This is a genomic window from Citricoccus nitrophenolicus (assembly GCF_047305825.1).
Classification (GTDB): Bacteria; Actinomycetota; Actinomycetes; order Actinomycetales; family Micrococcaceae; genus Citricoccus; species Citricoccus nitrophenolicus.
The window spans coordinates 2,042,926-2,062,374 of the sequence record NZ_CP063070.1 but is presented as its reverse complement, the minus strand read 5'-3'; the positions used below and the strand labels follow the sequence as shown (position 1 = coordinate 2,062,374).

Here is a 19,449-nt window from a genome sequence, read left to right as displayed (position 1 = left end):
TGCGCACGATGTGGCGCCGTGCGTGGGCATTAATGGCCGTTCTCGGGAGAGTCTGAGTCGCGAGCGGCTGTCTCACCGCGGTCCAGTGCTGCCATTGAGTCCATGTCGGTGTCCGTGAGGGAGAAGTCGAAGACCGAGAGGTTTTCCTGCAGCCATTCAGGTTTGGCGGCCTGGGGAATGGGGACCACCCCTTGTTGGACGTGCCAGCGGAGCAGGATCTGGGCCGGTGTTCTTGCCATGCGCTGCGCAATCCTGACCACAACTGGGTGCTCGCGCAGGCCGGATTCCCGGCCGATGGGGCTCCAAGCCTCGGTGAGGATCCCCAAATGCTCGTGGACCGCCCGTGGCTGGAGGCGTGCAAGGTCGGGACTGAGCTGGATTTGGTTGACATCGGGAACGACGCCAGTCGCCTCGATTACCTGCCGCAAGTGTCGGGGCTTGAAGTTTGAAACACCGATCGCCTTAACACGGCCTTCCTCTAGCAGCTTCACCAGGCCTTTCCAGGCCTCGGTGTACCGGTCTTGGGCCGGCACGGGCCAGTGGCACATGAACATGTCCAGGTAGTCGAGGCCCAGTGTCCGGAGGCTGAGGTCATAGGCCCGTTGAACACCATCGACGCTGTGGGATTCCCTGTTGAACTTGCTGGAAATGAACAACTCCTCTCGCGGGATGCCGGCCGTCCGAAGGCCGCGTCCCACCGCGTCTTCATTGCGGTACTGGAATGCCGTGTCGATGAGGCGGTAACCGCTTTGAAGAGCACGACGTACGGCAAGTTCGCACTCGTCGTCGATGAGTGGCCAGGTACCCAGCCCAAGGTGTGGAATGCTGTGCCCGTGCAGCAGGCCCAGTCTCGGGGCTGTGGCTGGACCATTGTTCGGATTGGTTTCCGATGTCATGGACATCCTCTCTTCGAAATGCCGGTTGATTGCCCTCTATTGCGCGCGGCGGATTGCGGGAGTCTGCCAACTAGGTGCCATCCCTATCCGACTTCAAAGCGAGAGCGGCAGGCGTGGTGATGAGCAACCCCGCTGCCAGAAGAGCGGTAGACACTGGGATCAGGGCGACCAGTCCTGCCATGCCCATTGGTGACAGGAAGAGGGCAGAGGCACGGAAGGTCCCTGTCAAAGCGAGGCTGTCACCGCGTTCTTCTGGATGAACCTCCTCGGATGCAATGGCCGGGCCGACGGTTTGCAGGATGCCGGCGCCGATGCCGGAGATGGCCAGCGCGACAGTCACCGGGACAGCCAGGGTCGCGAACGGCCCTACGGCGGCCAAACCTAGACCGGTCCCAAGAACTCCCATAATCAGGGACGTCCTAATACCTTTATCGTGCACCCATCCGCCTAGAGTGCTGCCGACGATAATATTGGCATTGGCAATGGACAGGAGGAGGCCTATGACGGTGGCCGATTGGCCAGCCAAGGCCAAGGCAACTGGCACATAGGAGTCCAGAACGCTCTTCCAGCCCCCTGCTGCCGCGTTCATCCAGCAAGCTGCATTGACACCAGGTCTCCGCCAGAGTCGGATGCCCCCGCCCGCGCGGTGGGGAGGTTTGGTGGCGAACGGGGGGAGCTTGTTCAGCAAGACAGCAGGGATCAATGCCATGAACCCTGCAGTGGCCGCCACGATGAGCGGTAACTGCACGGAGAACCCCCACAGGTATCCGGCCGTCGCCGGGCCAAGAAGGGCACCGGCACCTGCCGCCAGGTTGACATCTCGCAGCCCGCTGACTGCTGAGGTGGATGTACGGACAGCGTGGGTTTGGCTGCTGGTCCAAAAGAACGCGCGGGCCGATCCCTGAAAAAGCTGGGAGACCACAAACACCATGAACACGGGGGACAACGCCAGTAGGGTGCATGAAACGGCGATCATCACTCCGGAACCCACGAGGAACGACTTGTCCGGAATTTTGCGCATCAAGGTGCCCATAAAGAGGCGTGTGACGAGTTGCGCGACAGCAGCGATGGCTACCAACAAGCCGATTTCGCTGTTTGAGTAGCCTGCGTGTACACCCAGCAAGGGAACGACCACGGATAGGGTGCCCAGTGCGAAACCGAACAGGATGACCGTCAGCGCGCTGAGCGCCCTATCACTGCCGACGGACGCCATAGGTTTTTCCAGGGCGATGGCCCGTTTCAGCGGAAATCCCCACGGCTCGTCCGGAGTGCGGGCGGGCGGACTCGTGTCCGAAGAGCCCGCCCGCCCGGTTTCTACCGACGGACATGTTGGAGGTAGGTGCTTGCATCCTCCAGACTCACGACATCGCCGTACTTGTTGTCGATGTCGAAGAGGTTGGCGAGGTGGGGCAACTCGGCCCTGTCCCCTACGCCTTCCTCTACGACGATGGTGTTGAATCCATAGGAACATGCGTCCACGGCGGTGGCGCGGATGCAACCGCTCGTGGTGCATCCGACAAGGATGATCGTGTCCACGCCTCGGGAGATCAGCCGAGCCGCCAGGTCGGTGCCGAAGAAGCAGGATGCGTACTTCTTCACCAGTAACATCTCGTTCTCGCGACGCTCCATCCGCTCGTCCAACTCCACCCACTCGCTGCCCTCCACGAGCCAGCTGTTGGAGGGAATCTTCTGGATCCATTTGCCCGCTTCCTGGAGGTCCGCGTCATAGGCAACCGTCGAAAAAATAACGGGGATCTCAGCGTTGCGGGCCAGTTCCAGCAACTGTTGCGTCGCATGTACTTGGTTGTCCATGTCGCCGGCAAGGGGTGATTTGGTGTCGGTGAATCCACGAATCAGGTCGACGGCCACCAGTGCTGGCCGTTTCCCGAAGCCGATCCGGCCGCCCAGTCCTTTGTCTTTAAACTCGGTGCGGAGGCGGTTGTACTCTTTGGTGGCGAGGCTGGTAGACATGGTTTCGTTCTCTTTCTCTTGCTCGAACAGTCCGGACGTCGTGTAGAGCGGTTCAGGCCTTTTCGCTGAGTTTGCGTTCGACGGCCCAGAGAACCATGTTGCCGACCAGCGCAATGGCTGCGAGGAGCACGATGATCCCGTACATGGACGGCAGATCTAGCCGACCGTAGGCGCGCAGGGCCAGGAGACCGAGACCAGCTCGAGCAGCGAAAAACTCGGCGATGATGACGTTGATGAAGGCAATGCTGAAACCGATCCGGATTCCCACCATCAGTGACGGGGCCATTGCAGGCACATAGATCTTGGTTACCGTCTGCGATCGACTCAGGTTCAGCGACCGAGCCAGTTTGGGCAGCAGCGGGTTGATGGCGCGGACGCCAGCAGTCGTGGAGACCATGATCGGGAAGACCGCGGCCAGGGCGGCCATCGCAGACTGGGCGCCGACTCCAACTCCGAAGATCTGCAAAAGGATCGGGAAGAATACGATGCGTGGAATGGCGAAAGCACCCGCCACGATGGGGTCGAACACGGAACCCAGGAACTTGCTTCGTCCGATCATGTAGCCGAGCGGGAAGCCGATGGCCGCTGCGACGAGGAAACCGATGGCCACTGCCTGCAGCGTGGCATTCAGATGGCGGTAGATGGAGCCGTTGGCGAACAGCTCAGCGAGTGCGGCAAAGGATTCAGCTGGGCTCGAGACTAGTTCCAGGGCAATGGCCAGCACCCACCAGACGCCGATCAGTCCGACGACCACGGCAACCCGCCAAAGGTTGTCCTTGACGGCCGTGGTCTTCTTGGACCGGGAGGGACGAGCGGCAACAGGGGTTGGGGAGGTCCTCAGTTCCGTGCTCATAGCATATCCTTCCTGATGCGCTTCTCGATCCACGTGAGGATGCCGCTCACGATCACGCTCAGCACGATCACGACGGTGATGTACGCCCACATGTCCCCGGTATCCAGCTCGCGGTAGTGGAATCCGGCACGGAATCCGATGCCTTGCGCCGCCAGGATGAATTCCATGGCGATCGTGCCGATCACGGCATAGATGAAACCGAGCTTCACTCCGGGGAAGATCAGAGGAGTGGCAGCGGGGAGCAACACCTTCAGGTAATACTGCGAAGATGAGGCATTCACCGACTTCGCCAGCTTGTGCAGGGTCGGTTTGATGGCCCCCAATGCGACCATGGTCGTGAGTGCGATGGGAATCAGCGACATGGTTGCTGCGATGACGATGATGGGGCCTACGTTCAGTCCCATGATTGCCAGCAGCACCGGATAGAACAGTAGCGTTGGCATTGCGTATCCCGTCACCAGGAAGGGCTCCAGGACACGCCCCACCGCTGGGATTCGCCACAGGAGTACGCCCAGCGGAAATCCTCCGACCAGCCCGATGGTGAATGCCAAGAGGATAGTCATTAGAGTTCGCCCCGCGTCCCCGGCGAACTCCCCGGTCGGAACGATCGAGACGAGCCGGGCGAGGATCTCCGACGGCGGGACCATGAGGCTTCGATCGATCAGCCCGGCCCTGGTCACCCCTTCGAGTACGACGACGAAGCCGACGATGATGGACCATCGGACGAGTCGTGGGCGTCGCCACAAGGGAACCGTCCGGCGCAGCAGTGACGTCTCGTTCACTGTCGTCACGCCGACTGCGCTCCTGCTCCAAGTGTTTTCTCTGCTTCCACTTTGACCAGTTCCCACAGGTGATCCTGGATCTCCCGGAACCGAGGGAGCGCGTGCGTCCCCTCGGGCCGTGGACGTGGAAGGTCGACTTTGACGACCTCCTTGACCACCGATGGCCGGGCGGACATGACCCACACCTCATCGGAGAGATAGACCGCCTCCTGAATGTCGTGCGTGATGAACAGGACGCGATTGCGTGTCTCCTCCCAGATGTTGAGCAGCTCCCGGCCTACGAACTGCCGGGTCTGCTGGTCCAATGCACCGAAGGGCTCATCCATCAGCAAGACTCGCGGCTCCAGGGCCAAGGCACGGGCGATGGCCACCCGTTGTTTCATGCCTCCGGACAGCTGCCCAGGACGGTGGTCCTCGAACTGACGCAGCCCGACGAGTTCAATCATGGCGCGGGCCCTGTCATAGCGTTCGGACTTCGGCATGCCTTTCACCTCGAGCCCGAAGGCGATATTGTCCAGCACGCTGCGCCAGTGCAGGGTCGAATCCTCCTGGAAGACCATCGCGGTATCGCGTCTCGGACCGGTGACTTGTTCACCGTCGATCGTGACGGAACCTTGGGTCGGTTTAAGAAGGCCTCCCACCATGTCTAGAAGAGTGCTCTTGCCGCATCCGCTGGGACCGATCACGGAGATGAACTTGTGCTCCGGAATGGACCCTGTCACATTCGCCACCGCCTGGGTGGCACCGGTCGAGGTCTGGAAGGTCATGCCGATGTTGTCGAAGACGACCTCGTGCTGCCGCTGGGTCGAAGGGAGGGTGGCGATCTGATTCATGTCAAAAAGTTCCTCATCACGATGGAGTCCATGTCCGGGTCTTCGGTCAGCTGACCCTGTTCCTTGCCAGCCTCAACAACGGCTGCCAGCTGAGCGTCGGTGAAGTCGAGACTGAAGAAGTCCTGCGAATTCCTCAGCGCCTCAAGGGCGACGTCGGGTTCGTAATCGATGGCCGTGGCGTACACTTCCGCAGCGGCCTCTACGTCATTGGAGATCATGTCCATCGCACTCTGTAGGGCTCTGCCCCAGCCCCGGAGCGCCTCGGCGTTTTCATCGATGAAGGCCCCAGTGGCCACCAAGCAGGTGTCGGACCAGTCGGTGACGTAATCGCGGGAGCGCCAGATGACTTTCCCGCCGGCGTCGTTGGAGATCTGTTCTGACAAGGGGGAGGCGGTCCACGCAACATCCACGACGCCCTGAGAAACCTGGGTCCAGGAATCAGCGGCTGAACCGACGCTGACCAGTTGAACGTCAGCGCCTGGCGTCAGTCCTGCTTCGCGTAATGTTCGCTCGGCGAAGTACGTGGAGTTCGATCCCGGAGTGCTTACGGCGATAGTTCTGCCCCTCACATCCTCGATGGTGTTGATTGGAGAATCCGGAAGGGCGATGAAGTCGACGGAGGCGGCGGTGTATACGTTGCCGAAGATCCGGACGTCCATGCCACTTTCTGCGGCAATGAATACGGGCAGGGTCGATGAGGTTCCGAATCCGATGCCTGAATCGATGCCACGCACCGTATCCAGCCCGCCTGGGAACTGAATATTTTCAAGTATCAGTCCCTCCTCTTCGTAGTAACCCTCCGACTGGGCGATGAAGAACGGCGCGGAGTGAATGAGACTGGCCAGGCCTGTGATGGCCACGTCTCCTGAGTATCCCCCGTTCCCGTTGCCGCCGCTTTGGGCACATCCAGCTAGGGCTAAGGCGCCACCGACGGCAGCGGACAGCTTCAGGAATCCTCGACGCCCCATCGGGTCTAAATCGATCTTCATGCGGTTCTCCCTCGATGTGTACGACGCATGCTCAAATAGTGAACCACCTCACAGTACTGCTGTCCAGATTCCTTCTCTGCTCTACAGACTTTCGTGCCTGTCGGCTGGTCCGGCGCCTGCGTGCGGGTCCACCGCACGGCCGTGGCGTCCTGGACTGGGAACGTGACCCGGGCATAGGGTTCTCTCCCCCAGTGCGGGCCGGAGGTGTCTTGGGGCCCTGGTCTTCGGTCCGCTGAAGACCACCGGATCCGAACACCCTGAACAGATCCAGGTTCGGCCGATATGACTCGCCACCGCCACGCTTCACCCACGTCTCAGAAGTGTTAGGTGACGTGGCGTTCTGGCGGCAGCCGGGTCAACGAGGTCGCCCAAGTGGACTGGCGTGGTCGCTCTATCGCAGATTCTGTAACTCTTTGCGGCTGCACGCATCAATCATCTTTTCGCGCCCTAGTCGGTGGGCGGTGATGGTCGTTCTTGATGGTCAGCTTTCAGTCTTCATCCACCGATCGTCGCGCTGGGTGGATGAAGGCTTAGAGTAAGCGGCTTAGCTCCGTCGCGTGCTGCTGCATCACCGGGCGAAGTCGATGGCGAAGATCGTCCGTGGTTGTACGCGATGTCGATGCACTGACCGAGATGGCTGCGACTACGCGTCCCGTCACATCGCGCAACGGCACGGCAATCGAGAGCAGGCCCGGCTCGAGCTCCTCGTCACCGATGGCCATCCCGTCGGTGCGTGCGGACTTGACGCGGTGCTCGATAGCTTCGGCGCTCACCGGGGTGTGAGGTGCGCGTTCGGGGAACGGCGCGGCCCTCAAGTAGTCAGCGAGTTCGTCCTCGCTGAGTGCGCTCAATAGAACCTGCCCTGTTGACGAGGCATAGAGCGGGAGCCGAGTGCCGATGCGCACGCCGGTGTGCAGCAGGCGTGATCCCTCACTGCGCGCGATGAAGAGCGAATTGTCACCGTCGCGCACTGCTAGCGATGCCGTCTCGTCAATCGCGTCGCGGATGGCAGTCAGGTGCGGCTGCGCGAGTCGGGGGAGGTTCGCAGACTCAGTGTACGTCGAGCCGATCCGGAGCACTCTTGGCGTGGGTGAAAAGAACTTGCCGTCGAACGTCGTGTAGCCGACTTCGGTGAGCGTATTGAGGCACCGCAACGCCGTCGCGCGGCTCAGCCCTGTGACCCGCGCGGCGTCGCTGATCGTCAGCCTCGGCATGTCCTTGCTGAACGCTTCCAGAACGGCGAGGCCCTTCGCGAGACCGCCCATCGTTTCCCCTGGCATAAGGGTGTCCTTTCTTGACATGCATGACTTCGGTGATTTTACTGAACTCAATTGTTCGTAAAGCATATATGTGTTCGCAAAGCGAACAAAATTCGACGTTATCAAAGGAGAGCACGAGTGAGCGAGTCGAAGGGCACCGCTACAGCGGTGGAAAGTGATATGTCAGCCCGCCATTGGCCGGAGCACCTCACTGAGGTGCCGTACTGGGTATTCCAGGACGAGGATGTCTACCGAGCTGAACAGCGCAACATCTTCCACGGTCGGATGTGGAACTACCTCTGTCTCGAGGCGGAACTCGCCGAGCCAGGCGACTTCTGCGCGACCTTCATCGGTGAGCAGCCCGTGCTGGTGACGCGTGACCACGACGGCGAAATCTACGCGTTCGAGAATCGGTGCGCTCACCGCGGCTCTCTGATCGCAATGGAGCACTACGGTCATGCCCAGGACTTCACCTGTGCCTACCACGCTTGGACCTACAACCTGCAGGGAGATCTCACCGGGGTCGCTTTCGAGGACGGAATCGACGGAAAAGGAGGCATGGGGCCGGGCTTCTGCAAGGCCGCGCACAGTCCTCGACGGCTTCGGCTCGCGAACGTTCACGGGCTCATCTTCGGCAGTCTCAACAACGACGTGCCGGAGATCGAGGAGTACCTCGGCCAGGAGATCCTCGATTCCATCGAGCGCGTGCTCGGCGGACGCAAGCCGGTCGTGCTCGGCCGCTTCACACAGACGCTTCCAAACAACTGGAAGCTCTACATGGAGAACACGAAGGACTCCTATCACGCGAGTATCCTGCACCTGTTCTTCACCACGTTCGGCCTCAACAAGCTGAACCAGAAGGGTGGCATCATCGTCTCGCCTAACGGCGCCCATCACGTGAGCTGGTCCGCGATCAACCGTGAGGCTGAGGCTGATGAACACTACAAGGATCAGGGCATCCGGTCTGATGCTGAATATCAGTTGGAGGATCCGTCGCTCGTCGACAGCTTCAGCGAGGTCGGCGACGACATCACCCTGCAGATCCTCTCCGTGGCCCCCGGTTTCGTGCTGCAGCAGATTCAGAACTCGATCGCGGTCCGCCAGGTGCTGCCCACCGGCGTCGACTCCACGAATCTGAACTGGACCCTCCTGGGCTTCGAGGATGACACTGAGGAGCAGCAGCTGATCCGGATGAAGCAGTCCAACCTGGTCGGCCCGGCGGGCTTCGTCTCGATGGAGGACGGTGCGATCGGCGGCTTCGTGCAGCGCGGCATCGCGGGTGCGAGCACCGAGTTCGCCACTATGCAGATGGGCGGCGACGAGGCTGTCTCCAGCGAGAGTCGTGTGACCGAGGCCTCGATCCGGGGCTTCTGGAAGGTCTACCGAGAAGCGATGGGCTTCACGATCGGGAAGGGCAAGTGATGGACGCCTTCACGCTGATCAGCCGCGCCCAGGCCAGCTATGTGCGCGTAATCGACGATGGCCCGATCGAGGACTGGCCTGAGCACTTTACGGACGATGCCTTTTATAAGGTCACCACCGCCGACAATCACCGGCGCGGACTGCCCGCCGGCGTTATCTGGGCCAACAATAAGGCGATGCTGCGCGACCGGGTCTCGGCGCTCAAGGAAGCCAACATCTACGAGCCGCACGCCTACCGACATCTGCTCGGCCAGCCCGCGATTCTCTCGGAGGAGAGCGATACCGTGACGAGTGAGACGTCCTTCGTCGTCATCCGGATCACCGGCAACGGCCCGACCGACGTCTTCGCGAGCGGTCGTTACCTCGACGAATACTCGCTCACTGGCGGCAAGGCGTTGCTGACCCGCCGGGTCGTCGTATGCGACAGTTCTCGCACCGACACGCTGCTGGTGCTTCCACTATGACAGTCGCCGATCGGCTCCTCTTGAGCATAGGTGATCCGAACGGTAGCGGTGCCGATATCGCCGCCGCTGCCGTCGCCGAGCTCGGGGCCGCCGCTCCAGTCGTGGTCGGAGACCGACACGTCTTCGCTCCCTCGGCCGAACGGCTGGGGCTCGCGGTGCGCGACGCGGTGCCGGGTGCGATCGCAGAACCGGGGGTGTGCGACTTCGTCGACGCCGGGGTGCTGAAGCCCGCCGACCTGTCTCCCGGCAAGGTGACTGCGGCCGCGGGTACAGCGACCATCGCATACGTCACGGAAGCGGTGCGCCTCGCGGCATCCGGAGACTATGCCGGGGTGGTCGCCTGCCCACACTCGGAGACTGCGGTGCGCCAGGCTGGCATCGAATTCGCGGGATACCCGCCGCTCATCGCAGAGCTGACCGGCATGCCGAAGGAGGAGGTCTTCCTCATGCTGGTCGGCGGCGGGATGCGAATCGCGCATGTGACCCTGCACGAGCAGCTCTCGGAGTCGATCGCGAAGCTCACGCCGGAGCGCGTGGTCTCGGCCGGGGTCGCACTGAACACGGCGCTGCGCCGGATGGGGATCATCATGCCCACGATCCACGTGTTCGGCATCAACCCCCACGCGAGTGAGGGTGGGCTGTTCGGCGGCAATGACGCGCGGGTCACCGAGCCAGCGGTGGCGAAGCTGCGTGAGCTCGGCATCGACGCGGTCGGCCCCACCGGTGCGGACGTCGTGCTCGGTGGGACTCGCGACGCCGACGGCTACCTCGCGATGTATCACGACCAGGGCCACATTCCGATCAAGACGGTCGCCGGACGCGACGCTGCGGCGGTGACGATCGGTGCCGGCGTCTCGTTCTCAAGCGTCGGGCACGGACCGGTGTTCGGCAAGGCCGGCCTCGGCACGGCGGACCCGAGTGCGGTGCTGTCGGCGCTGCGCCTGCTTGCCCCTTCGAGCCGGAAGGAATGACATGACCACCATCAGCATCAATCACTCCGAAATCGCCTTCAAGTGCGCACCCGAGCAGACTGTTTTGGAAGCAGCCGAGAGCGCAGGCTGGGGGATCCCGTATTCGTGCCGCAAGGGCGTGTGCGACACATGCATCGGCACGCTGACGTCCGGCGAGCTCAACGTTCCGGGCACCGGCACCGTCTGCGGCCCGGCCGAGGTGCACATGTGTCGCGCGCGGCCGGTCGGCAACGTCGAGATTGCGCCGAAGCGGATCGAGGCGCGCACGGCGCCTAAACGCAAGCGTCTGACCACCACCGTCTACCACCGCCGTCAGGTCGCCCCGAGCGTCACGATCCTCGACCTGCGGTACCCGATCGGTCGGCGCACGCCGTTTCAGGCCGGTCAGTTCCTCAACGTGATCCTCGACGACGGCGACACCCGTTCGTATTCGCTCGCTAACTCGCCCCAGCACAACGACCTCGCGCAGCTGCACGTGCGTCACACGGCAGGCGGCGCGTTCTCGGCGCGGATCCTGCAGCAGCTCGAGTTCCACGACACTGTCGAGATCGAGGCGCCTTTTGGCGAGTTCTTCGTGGACGACTCGGGCGGTCCTGAGGAGGGCTTGATTTCCGAGGACCCGATCCTACTGCTGGCCACAGGCACCGGATTCGCCCCGATGCGGTCGATCATTCTCGACCACATCGCGCGCCGGAAGACCCGCCCCGTCCACCTGTACTGGGGTGCGCGGAGTGTAGAGGACTTCTACCAGATGGATCTTGTCCGTACTGTGGCCAAACGCTTCGACTGGTTCTCGTTCACCCCCGTTCTCTCGCGCCCCGCTCGTGACTGGGGCGGTGCCACCGGATGGGTGCAGCAGGCCGCCATGAACGACCATCCGGATCTCACCGGCCATAGGGTGTACGCCTGCGGCAGCGAAACAATGGTCCACTCGGCCGTCGATGATCTCGCCCGCGCCTGCGGGCTCGATCCCGAACGGTTCCACTCTGACGCCTTCGTCTCCGCAATTCCGACAAAGACGTTCGCCGGTTAGCCTCACCAATCGGCTAAGGGCACAGATGCGTGTCAACCTCCTGATTCCGGCGTTGCGACCAGGTGAAAGACATAGCGCTTGGCGCGTCGGACCCCATATGCCCAGCAGTCATACCGGTTTTAAACAAGCCAAAAACGTTTTGCTTGACGGTAACTCGGAATGGGTCTAGTCGCTCTTCTGAAACCTTCACGATGATGTGACATACGTAGTTTGGTTCCCGGTAACCAGAGCCTGGAAGGTGAAATATGAGCAAGCAACACAATGCCGTCGCCGTTGAGGAAGTTGAGGAAGAAGCCCTGCCAGGCAAGGATGCGATGGACACCGGTGGCGGGCGGAATTGGTGGTTGATCCTCGCTGGCCCGATAGTTGCCTTCGTTCTGACGCTGTTGCTTCCGGGCAGTCTGAGCTTTGAAGGGCGTGCCGTTGCCGGAATTGCGATCTGGATGGCGCTGTGGTGGATGACTGAAGCCGTGCCGATTCCGGCAACCTCGCTGCTCCCGCTCATCCTCTTCCCACTCGTCGGGGCAGGAACCCTGGAGGAGGTAGCCAGTCCCTACGCCAACTCGGTTATCTTCCTGGTTATGGGGGGTGTGATAATCGGTCTGGCAACGCAGAAATCCAACTTGCATATGCGAGTGGCCTTGCTGACCATCAAGGTAGTGGGGACCAAACCCGCACAAATCGTCCTTGGCCTGATGATTGCCTCAGCTTTCATCTCCATGTGGGTGTCCAGCACCGCCACCGCGGTGATCATGGTGCCGATCGCCTCCTCCATTATCCAGCTGGTGCGGAAGGTCGATAGCCGTGCCTCCGGGAAGAAGTTCTCCGCCGCCATGATCCTCGGCGTCGGCTACGGCGTGACTATCGGTTCCATGGCGACGATCATCGGCCAGCCGCCGATGGCCTTGATGACGGCATACCTGTTGGAATCGCAGAGCTTCGAGATGGGCTTCGGCCAGTGGATGATCGTCGGTGTGCCGTTTGCCGTGGTCATGACGGCAGTGTGCTGGCTGGTGCTGACCAAAATTGTCTTTCGCCCCGAGGTAAACGAGATCCCCGGTGGAAACGAATTGATCCGAGAGGAGCACCAGAACCTCGGATCGATGCGGACTGCAGAAAAGCGAGTCGCGCTGGTCTTCCTGGTCGCAATCTTCTTCTGGGTGGCGGTCCCCTTCATTGCGGAGATCGCAGTGATTCAGGAGTACCTGCCGTTCCTTGCATCGATCTCGAATGCCCAGGTCGCGGTCGCCGCCGCCGTGGCCTGTTTTATCGTGCCCGCTGAAAAGCGCCGTGACAACCCGAAAAGCGAGGCCCTGCTCAGCTGGTCCGCCACACGAGAGGTTCCCTGGGGACTGCTGCTGCTCTTTGGGGGCGGCCTGTCGCTCTCGGCGATGTTCACCGCCACCGGGCTCTCAGAGTGGGTCGGGACCCAGGTTTCCGGACTGGGTTCCCTGCCTAGCTGGGCCATCGTCCTTGCCGTCATCATCGTTGGACTAGCACTGACCGAGCTGACTTCGAACACCGCCACTGCGGCCGCTTTCTTCCCGATCTTCGGTGCGGTAGCCGTAGGCGTGGGCGTGGATCCGCTGATCATGACGATCGCCGTAACCATGGCCGTCTGTTCCGCATACATGCTCCCAGTGGCAACACCCTCCAATGCGGTGTCCTTTGGCTCCGGGGAGATAACCATCAAGCAGATGGTGAGGGCCGGCTTGTGGATGAACATGATCTCCGTGGTGCTGATCATGATCGTCCTGCATACCTTAGTTCCGCTGGTCTTCAACGTTAGCGTCTAGAAACCGGAGTGAGGGCGAGGCGCCGACGGCCGTTGTCGAAGCCCTCGATATAGCGGATGACATCACGTCGGGCCTGGTCCTTGGTGGCGCCACGGTGCGGTGGAACCTCTCATTCTTCAGATCGGAAGAAGCTCTCCGCGACGGTGCGGTTCCATCACACCCCGGCGCGCCTCATCGTGGCTTGCATCCGTAGAAAGTCCGTCGGGCGGGGAACGAGGCCAAGGTGTATTGGGTGGATTTAACCGGCTCTTCCCAGTTGAGCGTGGGGGTGTCGTGAGCCAAGGGGCTCGTGCCCTTGCTTGAGGATGGATTTTGCGAAGAATCTGCCCTCGATCACGAAGGACACGAGCCATGTCCCAGCCTACGCACGACCACTTGTCCCTGCCTGCCCGCACCACCGCCGAACCGGCTGTCCGCCTGGCAGCGTCGGTGGTGTTCAACCTGTCCGGCTACACCGTCCACGACGCCGTCGACCTGCCGTTGGGCGGGCGCCGGGTCGTGGTGGCTGCCGACGCCACCGAGGGCCCCTGCCCGGAATGCGGGGTGCTCTCCTGGCGGGTGCATCAACGGGTCCGTCAGTCGGTGAAGGACATCCCGGTCGGCGGCGTTCTGGTCGAGGTGATCGTCGTCAAGCCACGCTTCGTGTGCGCCGAGACGGCTTGCCCACGAAGGACGTTCACCCAGGCCACGGACCAGTTGCCGACCCGGGCCCGGTGCACCACACGGCTGAAAGAAGCGGTCGTGGCGGCCGTGTTGGACTCCGGGCGGGCCACCGCCGAGGTCGCCGCTGACCACGGGGTCGCCTGGGGCACCGTGAACACCGCGATCCTGGACCAGAGCCTCGAGCTGCCCGCGGTGGACCAGGTGCCGGTGCGGGCCCTGGGGATCGACGAGCACCGGTTCGCCACCGCCAAGTGGTTCAAGAACCCCGACACCGCGGTGTGGTGCCGGGTCGAGCCCTGGATGAGTACCTTCGTGGACGCGAACACCGGCCACGTCCTCGGCGTCGTCGACGGCCGGTCCTCCCGCAACGTCACCGCCTGGCTGCGGGCCCGCTCTCAGGCGTGGCTGGACCGGTTGGAGGTGGTGGCGATCGATCCCTCGGCCACCTTCCGCAACGCGATCCGCCAGGTGCTGCCCGCGGTGGACATCAGCGTCGGCCACTTCCACCGGGTCAAGCTCGGCAACCAGATGCTCACCGACGTCCGCCAACGCGCGATCCGCGAGGTGCTGGGACGGCGGGGCCGGAAACAGGACGCCGTGTGGGCGCACCGGATGCTGCTACTGAGGGCCGGGGACCGTCTCACCGAGGCCGGACTCCACCGACTCGAGGAAGTCTTCGACGAGCCCGCCTACGAGCAGGTCGCCGCGGCCTGGGCGGTCAAGGAGTACCTCCGGAAGATCCTGAACGCCCCGAGCATCGTCAAGGCCCAGAACGCCAGGATCGACTTCGAACTGGCCGTCGCCGCCGCCGACCTGCCCGAGGCCGACAGGCTCTCGCTGACGGTGGCCAACTGGTGGGTGGAGATCAAGGTGTTCATCCGCACCCAGGTCACCAATGCCCGGACCGAGGCCGCGAACACGGCCATCAAGCAGATCAAACGCACCGGGCGTGGCTACCGCAACCAGACCAACTACCAGTCACGTATCCTGGGACGGAGCTTCCGGCGGACACGCCGACGCTCCCAAATCCACCCTCGAGCAGGACACCACGCTCAAGTGTGAAGAGCCCTCACCGCAGAAGACGGCCCCTTCTGGGACTACGACCCACCACGCTCCACTAACGTTCCCCTGCAATGGGAGGCTACGCCCGCCCCTCGAGGATGGTTTTAAACGTGCGGACTATTGCGGTTACCAGCGATGCTTGTGCCTTGTCGGGTTGTCGCGGCGGTAGCTGGTCCTGGGCCCGCTGAATGAACTAGCGTGGCCGCACTTTTGCTGCGCATCAGCTGAGCAGAACCACCAAGCGTGGGCCGATTGTCACTTGGGCCTGACGGTATCGACTGATGGTCTATGGCAGAATGCAAGCGATTTCTTAGCAGCAACGTTTAGTCGCGATGAGAGCTAACCCGCTGCAAATGCCAAACCATCGGGGTTCTTCCCGCATTCGACCGTTCCCGTGACTGTCATGTCAGCAATCCTCACCGCCGTCAGAACTCCAGCGGAGCTACAGGCCGTATAAGCCAGGGTCCCAGATGGATCTATCAGAATCATTTGTGGGGACGGGGGGACCACTACCGTAGCTTCGATGGAAAAGGCCTTTAGATCAAGCCGTGCCACCTGGTTGCTTCCCCGCATAGCCAGGATTAGTGCCGTGCCATCCGGTGTTGCAGCCGTACCGAATGCGATCGAGGGAATATCCACCCACCGATCAACGACTCCCGCCTTCAGGTCTACGATGGCTAGTCGAGGTCGGTGCTGGTCGGCGGTGAAAGCTAGGGAACCGTCTGCAGAGAGGCTGATGCGATTGATCTTGTCGGTAATGTCGATGGTACGTAGAAGGGCACCACTCTTCGTGCTCATCTCGGAGATCGACCCCGGCTCCACATTGGCCGTATAGCAACGGGTCCCCTTGGGGGACAGGGCGAGCATATGTGCTTGTGAGTGTCCTGTTGCGAGTCTTCGGATGATCGATAGAGTTTCGGTTTCTATCACCGTGACCGTTTCGTCCAGTTCGGTTGTTATGTAGAGCAGGCCGTCACTACCAAAGGCCGCGCAATGTGGGCGGGAGAAGCTTGGGACATCGAATGTTGTCAATCGCTCCCCTCTATGTAGATCGATGACGTCGACCGTGCTCCCGTTGGTCCCCACCGCCCCCAGGGGGGAATCACCGTAGATTGGCACATACGCGAGCGACTGATTCGAATGAACTGCTACTTCATGACCCGTGAAGCCACTCAGTTCAACTTTGCGGAGTACACGGAGGCTACGCGCGTCAATCAGCGTGAGGGCGCGGTCATCTTTGCTCACCACAAGAATGGTGCCCATCGTTCCTACTTGTTTGAGCTTGGTCTGCGGACTCACAGGGCCCCCTCCGGTGGAAGATTCAGATTGATTTGGCATTCATTGGTAATGAAGAGTGGAGTAATTAGTAGATGACTGTCTGCAGATGCGCCACCACCCCACTTGAGGATGTTCTCCATGCTCTCTGAACGGCCTGGTAGGCGGCTGCCAGTTCGGAGGCGGTGAGTTCGGGGTGCCCGGCGTCGAAGGCGTGCAGGACTCGCACGAGCCGCTGGATCAGGGACTCCCCGGAGCGCGAGTTGGCCATCAGGGGCCCTGCCCCGGTCCGAGCCCTGCCGGTCCGGCAGGCCTGGACTCCGGCCGTGCCGGGCCTCGCCGCAAGCCCGGCGCCGAGGCCAGCGCCAAGGCCAGCAGGGTGATCACGGCACCGGAGACCACCATCCAGGTGACCTCGGCCCCCGGGGTGGGCCAGACGGCGTCCACCACGAGGGAGCCGGCCAGCTGTCCCGCCACCAGCCCGAGGGTGAAGAGCAGCGCGCCGATCGTCCGGGTGAGGATCGCCCCGCCGACGACCACCACCGAGCCCAGCAGGCCACCGGTGTAGTACCACCAGTCCCCCGGCCCCAGGGGCAGCCGTTCGAAGCCACCGGCGGCGATCTGCGGGGCGGCCACCGCCAGCAGGGCCAGGGTCCCGGTGAGGTAGTTGAACAGCACGAGCGGCTCCACCCGGCCCACGGCGGCACCGACCATCCCGTTCATGGCCATCTGCGGCGGCTGCAGCAGTCCCCCGGCCAGCACCAGCGCCAGCGGGAGGGCGAGGGCGGCCAGCGCGGCCGGCTCCGCGCCGCCGTCGGACGCGCCGACCCCGCCGATCAGCCGGGGCGCGATGGCCAGGCCCACGCCCGCCAACCCGAGCGTCAGGCCGGCCACCCGGCGCCGGCCCAGCCGCTGACGTCCGGAGGCCACCCAGCCCACGGTGTCCAGCACCGTGGAGGAGAGCATCTGGCCGCCGATGAACACCAGGGAGAACAGGGCGACCCCCACGAGGTCCACGGTCACGGCCTGACCGTAGACGGCGAAGGCGCCGAGCAGCCCGGATAAGGCGAAGACCCAGGGGAACCGGCCCGTCACCGCCCCGAGGACCAGCCGCACCACGCCGCGGCGGTTGGCCCGGACCAGGCCGTTGACCACCAGCATCAACACCAGCCCGGATCCGAAGGTCACCGAGGCGGCGAGCGTGGCATCCCCCAGTTCCGCCCTCAGGGCACCGGTGATCCGGGCCTGCACCGCAATCGCGACGCCGCCGGCCAGCGCCAGTAGCAGCGAGAGGCCGCTTCTCATGCACCCAGGCCGGCGGCATGCCGGGCGGCCACCCAGCCGAAGGTCATGCCGGAGCCGATCTGCGCCCCGGCACCGGGGTACTCGCTGCCCATGACGGAGGCGGCGTCATTGCCCGCCGCGTAGAGCCCCTCGATGGCCCGACCCTCAGCGTCTACCACCTGGGCCTGGGCGTTGATCCGGATCCCGTAGGCGGTGGCCAGCGGAGTCGGGACCACGGCCATGGCGTAGAACGGGGCCTGTTCGACGGGACCGAGGTTCGGGTTGGGCCCATGGTCCGAGTCCCCGGCCAGCCGCCCGAACATCAGCTCGCCCTTGTGAAAGTCCTCGTCCACACCGGCCTCGGCGAAGCCGTTGTACCGGCGCACGGTCTCCTCCAGCCCGGCGGCGTCCACGCCGATCCCCTCGGCCAGCTCCCGCAGGGTGGACCCGCGGTACAGGTAGCCGTCGTCGATGTACTTCTGCAGCATCCGGGCGGGCAGGTGCGGCATGGTGATCATGCCCAGCCCATACTTCGCCAGGGTGCGCGCGTCCACCACCAGCCAGGCCGGGACGGTCGGCACCGTCTGGTGCGAGGCATACATGGCCCGCACGAACCGGTGGTAGGACTGCGACTCGTCCGTGAACCGCCGCCCGGCGGCGTTCACGGCGATCAACCCCGGCTTCGCCCGGTCCCAGATGTGCGGGAACACCACGGTGGAGCCGTCCGCCCGGCTCCCGATCGAGGACGGGAACCACAGGGCGTTCTCACCGTTGTCCGTCCCGGCCGCGGCGCCGACGGCCTCGCTCAGGCGCAGGGTGTCTCCGGTGGAGCCCTCTCCGGCACGGGAGAACTGGGGCGTGGGCTCCGGGAGGAACTTCTCCCGCAGTTCGGGGCTCTGGGGGAATCCACCGGCGGCCAGCACCACACCGCGCCGGGCCCGGATGCGCAGCTCCCGGCCACCATGGCCCACCACGGCGCCCGTCACCCGTGCGCCCTCGCGCACCAGCTCGGAGGTGTAGGCGTTGCGCCAGACCTCGCCGCCACGCTGGAGCAGCCCGTGGTACATCCGCGCCGTCAGGGCGTTGCCCATCACCAGGCGGGTGCCGCGAGGGTTCCAGACCATGTCCAGGGCCCAGCGCATCCCGAGTCCCAGAGCCGTGGCCCCGGCCTTGACGGCCTTGCCGGCGTCCCGGGAGAACAGGCCCAACAGGGTCGCGACCTCGGGGCGGCGCAGCATCAGGGTCCCGCCCATCAGGGCGAACTCGGGCACCGGCGGCCGGACATGGCGGAAGTGGGACCTGCCGAGCAGGCGGCCGTCGAAGGGCTCGGGCTCCAGGGCGCGCCCGGTCTGGCCCGTCTCGGGCAGTTCGGAGTGGTAGTCCACCACCGCGGGCGAGGGGCGGAACGTCACGCCCAGCTCCGCCATATAGGCCAGCATCCGCGGCCCACCGTCCAGGTAGGCCTGCCGCAGGGCCTTGTCCGACTTCTCCCCCACGAGGCGGTCCAGGTAACGCTTGGCCCGCTCGGCGTCATCGGTGTTGCCTTCCGCCCGCTGAAAGTGGTTGTTGGGAATCCAGCAGGTGCCGGCGGAGTACGCCGTGGTGCCGCCGACGTAGGCGGTCTTCTCCAGCAGCAGCACGTCCAGGCCCTCCTGGGCCGCCGTCAGCGCGGACGAGAGGCCGGCGGCACCGGACCCCAAGACCAGCAGGTCCACCTCGCGGTCCCAGGAGAAGGAGCCGCCAGCATGTTCGAAGGGTGTCACAGCAGTCTCGATGGCCGGGACTGTCCTGCGTGTCGTCATGAGCGTCTCTCTTCTGGCGTCATCTTTGGTCGGGTGAAGGCACAGATCGGGTGCTCGGAGCCCGGTATGTCCGCCGACGGCTCGGGAAGCCCCG

18 protein-coding genes and 1 pseudogene are annotated in these 19,449 nt (G+C 63.5%); 6 read left to right on the top strand and 13 right to left on the bottom strand.

Annotated elements, in window-relative coordinates; genetic code table 11:
• Nucleotides 1–29: 29 nt before the first annotated feature.
• The 8 genes from IMT31_RS09550 to IMT31_RS09515 form a co-directional block, all read right to left on the bottom strand.
• Nucleotides 30–896 (bottom strand): aldo/keto reductase, encoded by an 867-nt coding sequence (locus tag IMT31_RS09550; protein WP_413542577.1) that lies wholly within the window; start codon nucleotides 894–896, stop codon nucleotides 30–32.
• Nucleotides 897–966: 70 nt separating this feature from the next.
• A complete protein-coding gene (locus IMT31_RS09545) occupies nucleotides 967–2,109 on the bottom strand; it encodes an MFS transporter (RefSeq protein WP_413542576.1) in 1,143 nt (380 codons plus the stop codon).
• A 101-nt stretch (nucleotides 2,110–2,210) separates the two neighbouring features.
• Nucleotides 2,211–2,867: an N-carbamoylsarcosine amidohydrolase gene (locus IMT31_RS09540; RefSeq protein ID WP_413542575.1), complete on the bottom strand. Its 657-nt coding sequence runs from the start codon at nucleotides 2,865–2,867 to the stop codon at nucleotides 2,211–2,213.
• 52 nt (nucleotides 2,868–2,919) lie between these two features.
• The gene (locus IMT31_RS09535) at nucleotides 2,920–3,720 is read right to left on the bottom strand and encodes an ABC transporter permease (RefSeq protein ID WP_413542574.1); all 801 of its coding nucleotides are present in this window, start codon (nucleotides 3,718–3,720) and stop codon (nucleotides 2,920–2,922) included.
• Nucleotides 3,717–4,511 carry an ABC transporter permease gene (locus IMT31_RS09530; protein ID WP_413542573.1) on the bottom strand — a complete coding sequence of 265 codons (795 nt, stop codon included), beginning with the start codon at nucleotides 4,509–4,511 and terminating at the stop codon, nucleotides 3,717–3,719. The genes IMT31_RS09535 and IMT31_RS09530 overlap by 4 nt, the downstream gene beginning before the upstream one ends.
• Nucleotides 4,508–5,335, bottom strand: a complete 828-nt coding sequence (locus tag IMT31_RS09525; protein WP_413542572.1) for an ABC transporter ATP-binding protein — start codon at nucleotides 5,333–5,335, stop codon at nucleotides 4,508–4,510. Before IMT31_RS09525 ends, IMT31_RS09530 begins: the two co-directional genes overlap by 4 nt.
• A complete protein-coding gene (locus IMT31_RS09520) occupies nucleotides 5,332–6,324 on the bottom strand; it encodes an ABC transporter substrate-binding protein (RefSeq protein ID WP_413542571.1) in 993 nt (330 codons plus the stop codon). The genes IMT31_RS09525 and IMT31_RS09520 overlap by 4 nt, the downstream gene beginning before the upstream one ends.
• A 530-nt stretch (nucleotides 6,325–6,854) precedes the next feature.
• Entirely contained in the window at nucleotides 6,855–7,604 is a 750-nt protein-coding gene (locus IMT31_RS09515) for an IclR family transcriptional regulator C-terminal domain-containing protein (protein WP_413542570.1), read from the bottom strand.
• A gap of 117 nt (nucleotides 7,605–7,721) precedes the next feature.
• Between IMT31_RS09515 and IMT31_RS09510 the strand changes: the two genes are divergently transcribed.
• The 5 genes from IMT31_RS09510 to IMT31_RS09490 all read left to right on the top strand — a co-directional run bounded on the left by IMT31_RS09510 (nucleotide 7,722) and on the right by IMT31_RS09490 (nucleotide 13,269).
• Nucleotides 7,722–9,005 carry an aromatic ring-hydroxylating dioxygenase subunit alpha gene (locus IMT31_RS09510; protein WP_413542569.1) on the top strand — a complete coding sequence of 428 codons (1,284 nt, stop codon included), beginning with the start codon at nucleotides 7,722–7,724 and terminating at the stop codon, nucleotides 9,003–9,005.
• Complete coding sequence (locus tag IMT31_RS09505; protein ID WP_413542568.1) at nucleotides 9,005–9,469, top strand: aromatic-ring-hydroxylating dioxygenase subunit beta; 465 nt, start codon at nucleotides 9,005–9,007, stop codon at nucleotides 9,467–9,469. The genes IMT31_RS09510 and IMT31_RS09505 overlap by 1 nt, the downstream gene beginning before the upstream one ends.
• Nucleotides 9,466–10,440 carry a PdxA family protein gene (locus IMT31_RS09500; RefSeq protein WP_413542567.1) on the top strand — a complete coding sequence of 325 codons (975 nt, stop codon included), beginning with the start codon at nucleotides 9,466–9,468 and terminating at the stop codon, nucleotides 10,438–10,440. The genes IMT31_RS09505 and IMT31_RS09500 overlap by 4 nt, the downstream gene beginning before the upstream one ends.
• A 1-nt stretch (nucleotide 10,441) precedes the next feature.
• A complete protein-coding gene (locus IMT31_RS09495; RefSeq protein WP_413542566.1) occupies nucleotides 10,442–11,473 on the top strand; it encodes a 2Fe-2S iron-sulfur cluster-binding protein in 1,032 nt (343 codons plus the stop codon).
• Between the two features lie 245 nt (nucleotides 11,474–11,718).
• On the top strand, nucleotides 11,719–13,269 hold the full coding sequence (locus tag IMT31_RS09490; RefSeq protein ID WP_413542565.1) for an SLC13 family permease: 1,551 nt from the start codon (nucleotides 11,719–11,721) through the stop codon (nucleotides 13,267–13,269).
• Between the two features lie 19 nt (nucleotides 13,270–13,288).
• Here IMT31_RS09490 and IMT31_RS09485 read toward each other — a convergent pair.
• A pseudogene (locus tag IMT31_RS09485) lies at nucleotides 13,289–13,408 on the bottom strand (IS3 family transposase); the annotation flags it as partial.
• A gap of 212 nt (nucleotides 13,409–13,620) precedes the next feature.
• Between IMT31_RS09485 and IMT31_RS09480 the strand changes: the two are divergent.
• Nucleotides 13,621–14,994 (top strand): ISL3 family transposase, encoded by a 1,374-nt coding sequence (locus tag IMT31_RS09480; protein WP_413542564.1) that lies wholly within the window; start codon nucleotides 13,621–13,623, stop codon nucleotides 14,992–14,994.
• A 339-nt stretch (nucleotides 14,995–15,333) separates the two neighbouring features.
• Here the strand turns inward: IMT31_RS09480 and IMT31_RS09475 are convergent, their stop codons facing one another.
• The 4 genes from IMT31_RS09475 to IMT31_RS09460 form a co-directional block, all read right to left on the bottom strand.
• Nucleotides 15,334–16,293, bottom strand: coding sequence for a YncE family protein (locus IMT31_RS09475; RefSeq protein ID WP_413542563.1), 960 nt, complete (start codon nucleotides 16,291–16,293; stop codon nucleotides 15,334–15,336).
• 64 nt (nucleotides 16,294–16,357) lie between these two features.
• The gene (locus tag IMT31_RS09470; RefSeq protein ID WP_413542562.1) at nucleotides 16,358–16,540 is read right to left on the bottom strand and encodes a hypothetical protein; all 183 of its coding nucleotides are present in this window, start codon (nucleotides 16,538–16,540) and stop codon (nucleotides 16,358–16,360) included.
• The gene (locus IMT31_RS09465) at nucleotides 16,540–17,574 is read right to left on the bottom strand and encodes a DMT family transporter (RefSeq protein ID WP_413542561.1); all 1,035 of its coding nucleotides are present in this window, start codon (nucleotides 17,572–17,574) and stop codon (nucleotides 16,540–16,542) included. The genes IMT31_RS09470 and IMT31_RS09465 overlap by 1 nt, the downstream gene beginning before the upstream one ends.
• On the bottom strand, nucleotides 17,571–19,355 hold the full coding sequence (locus IMT31_RS09460) for an FAD-dependent oxidoreductase (protein WP_413542560.1): 1,785 nt from the start codon (nucleotides 19,353–19,355) through the stop codon (nucleotides 17,571–17,573). The genes IMT31_RS09465 and IMT31_RS09460 overlap by 4 nt, the downstream gene beginning before the upstream one ends.
• Between the last annotated feature and the right edge of the window lie 94 nt (nucleotides 19,356–19,449).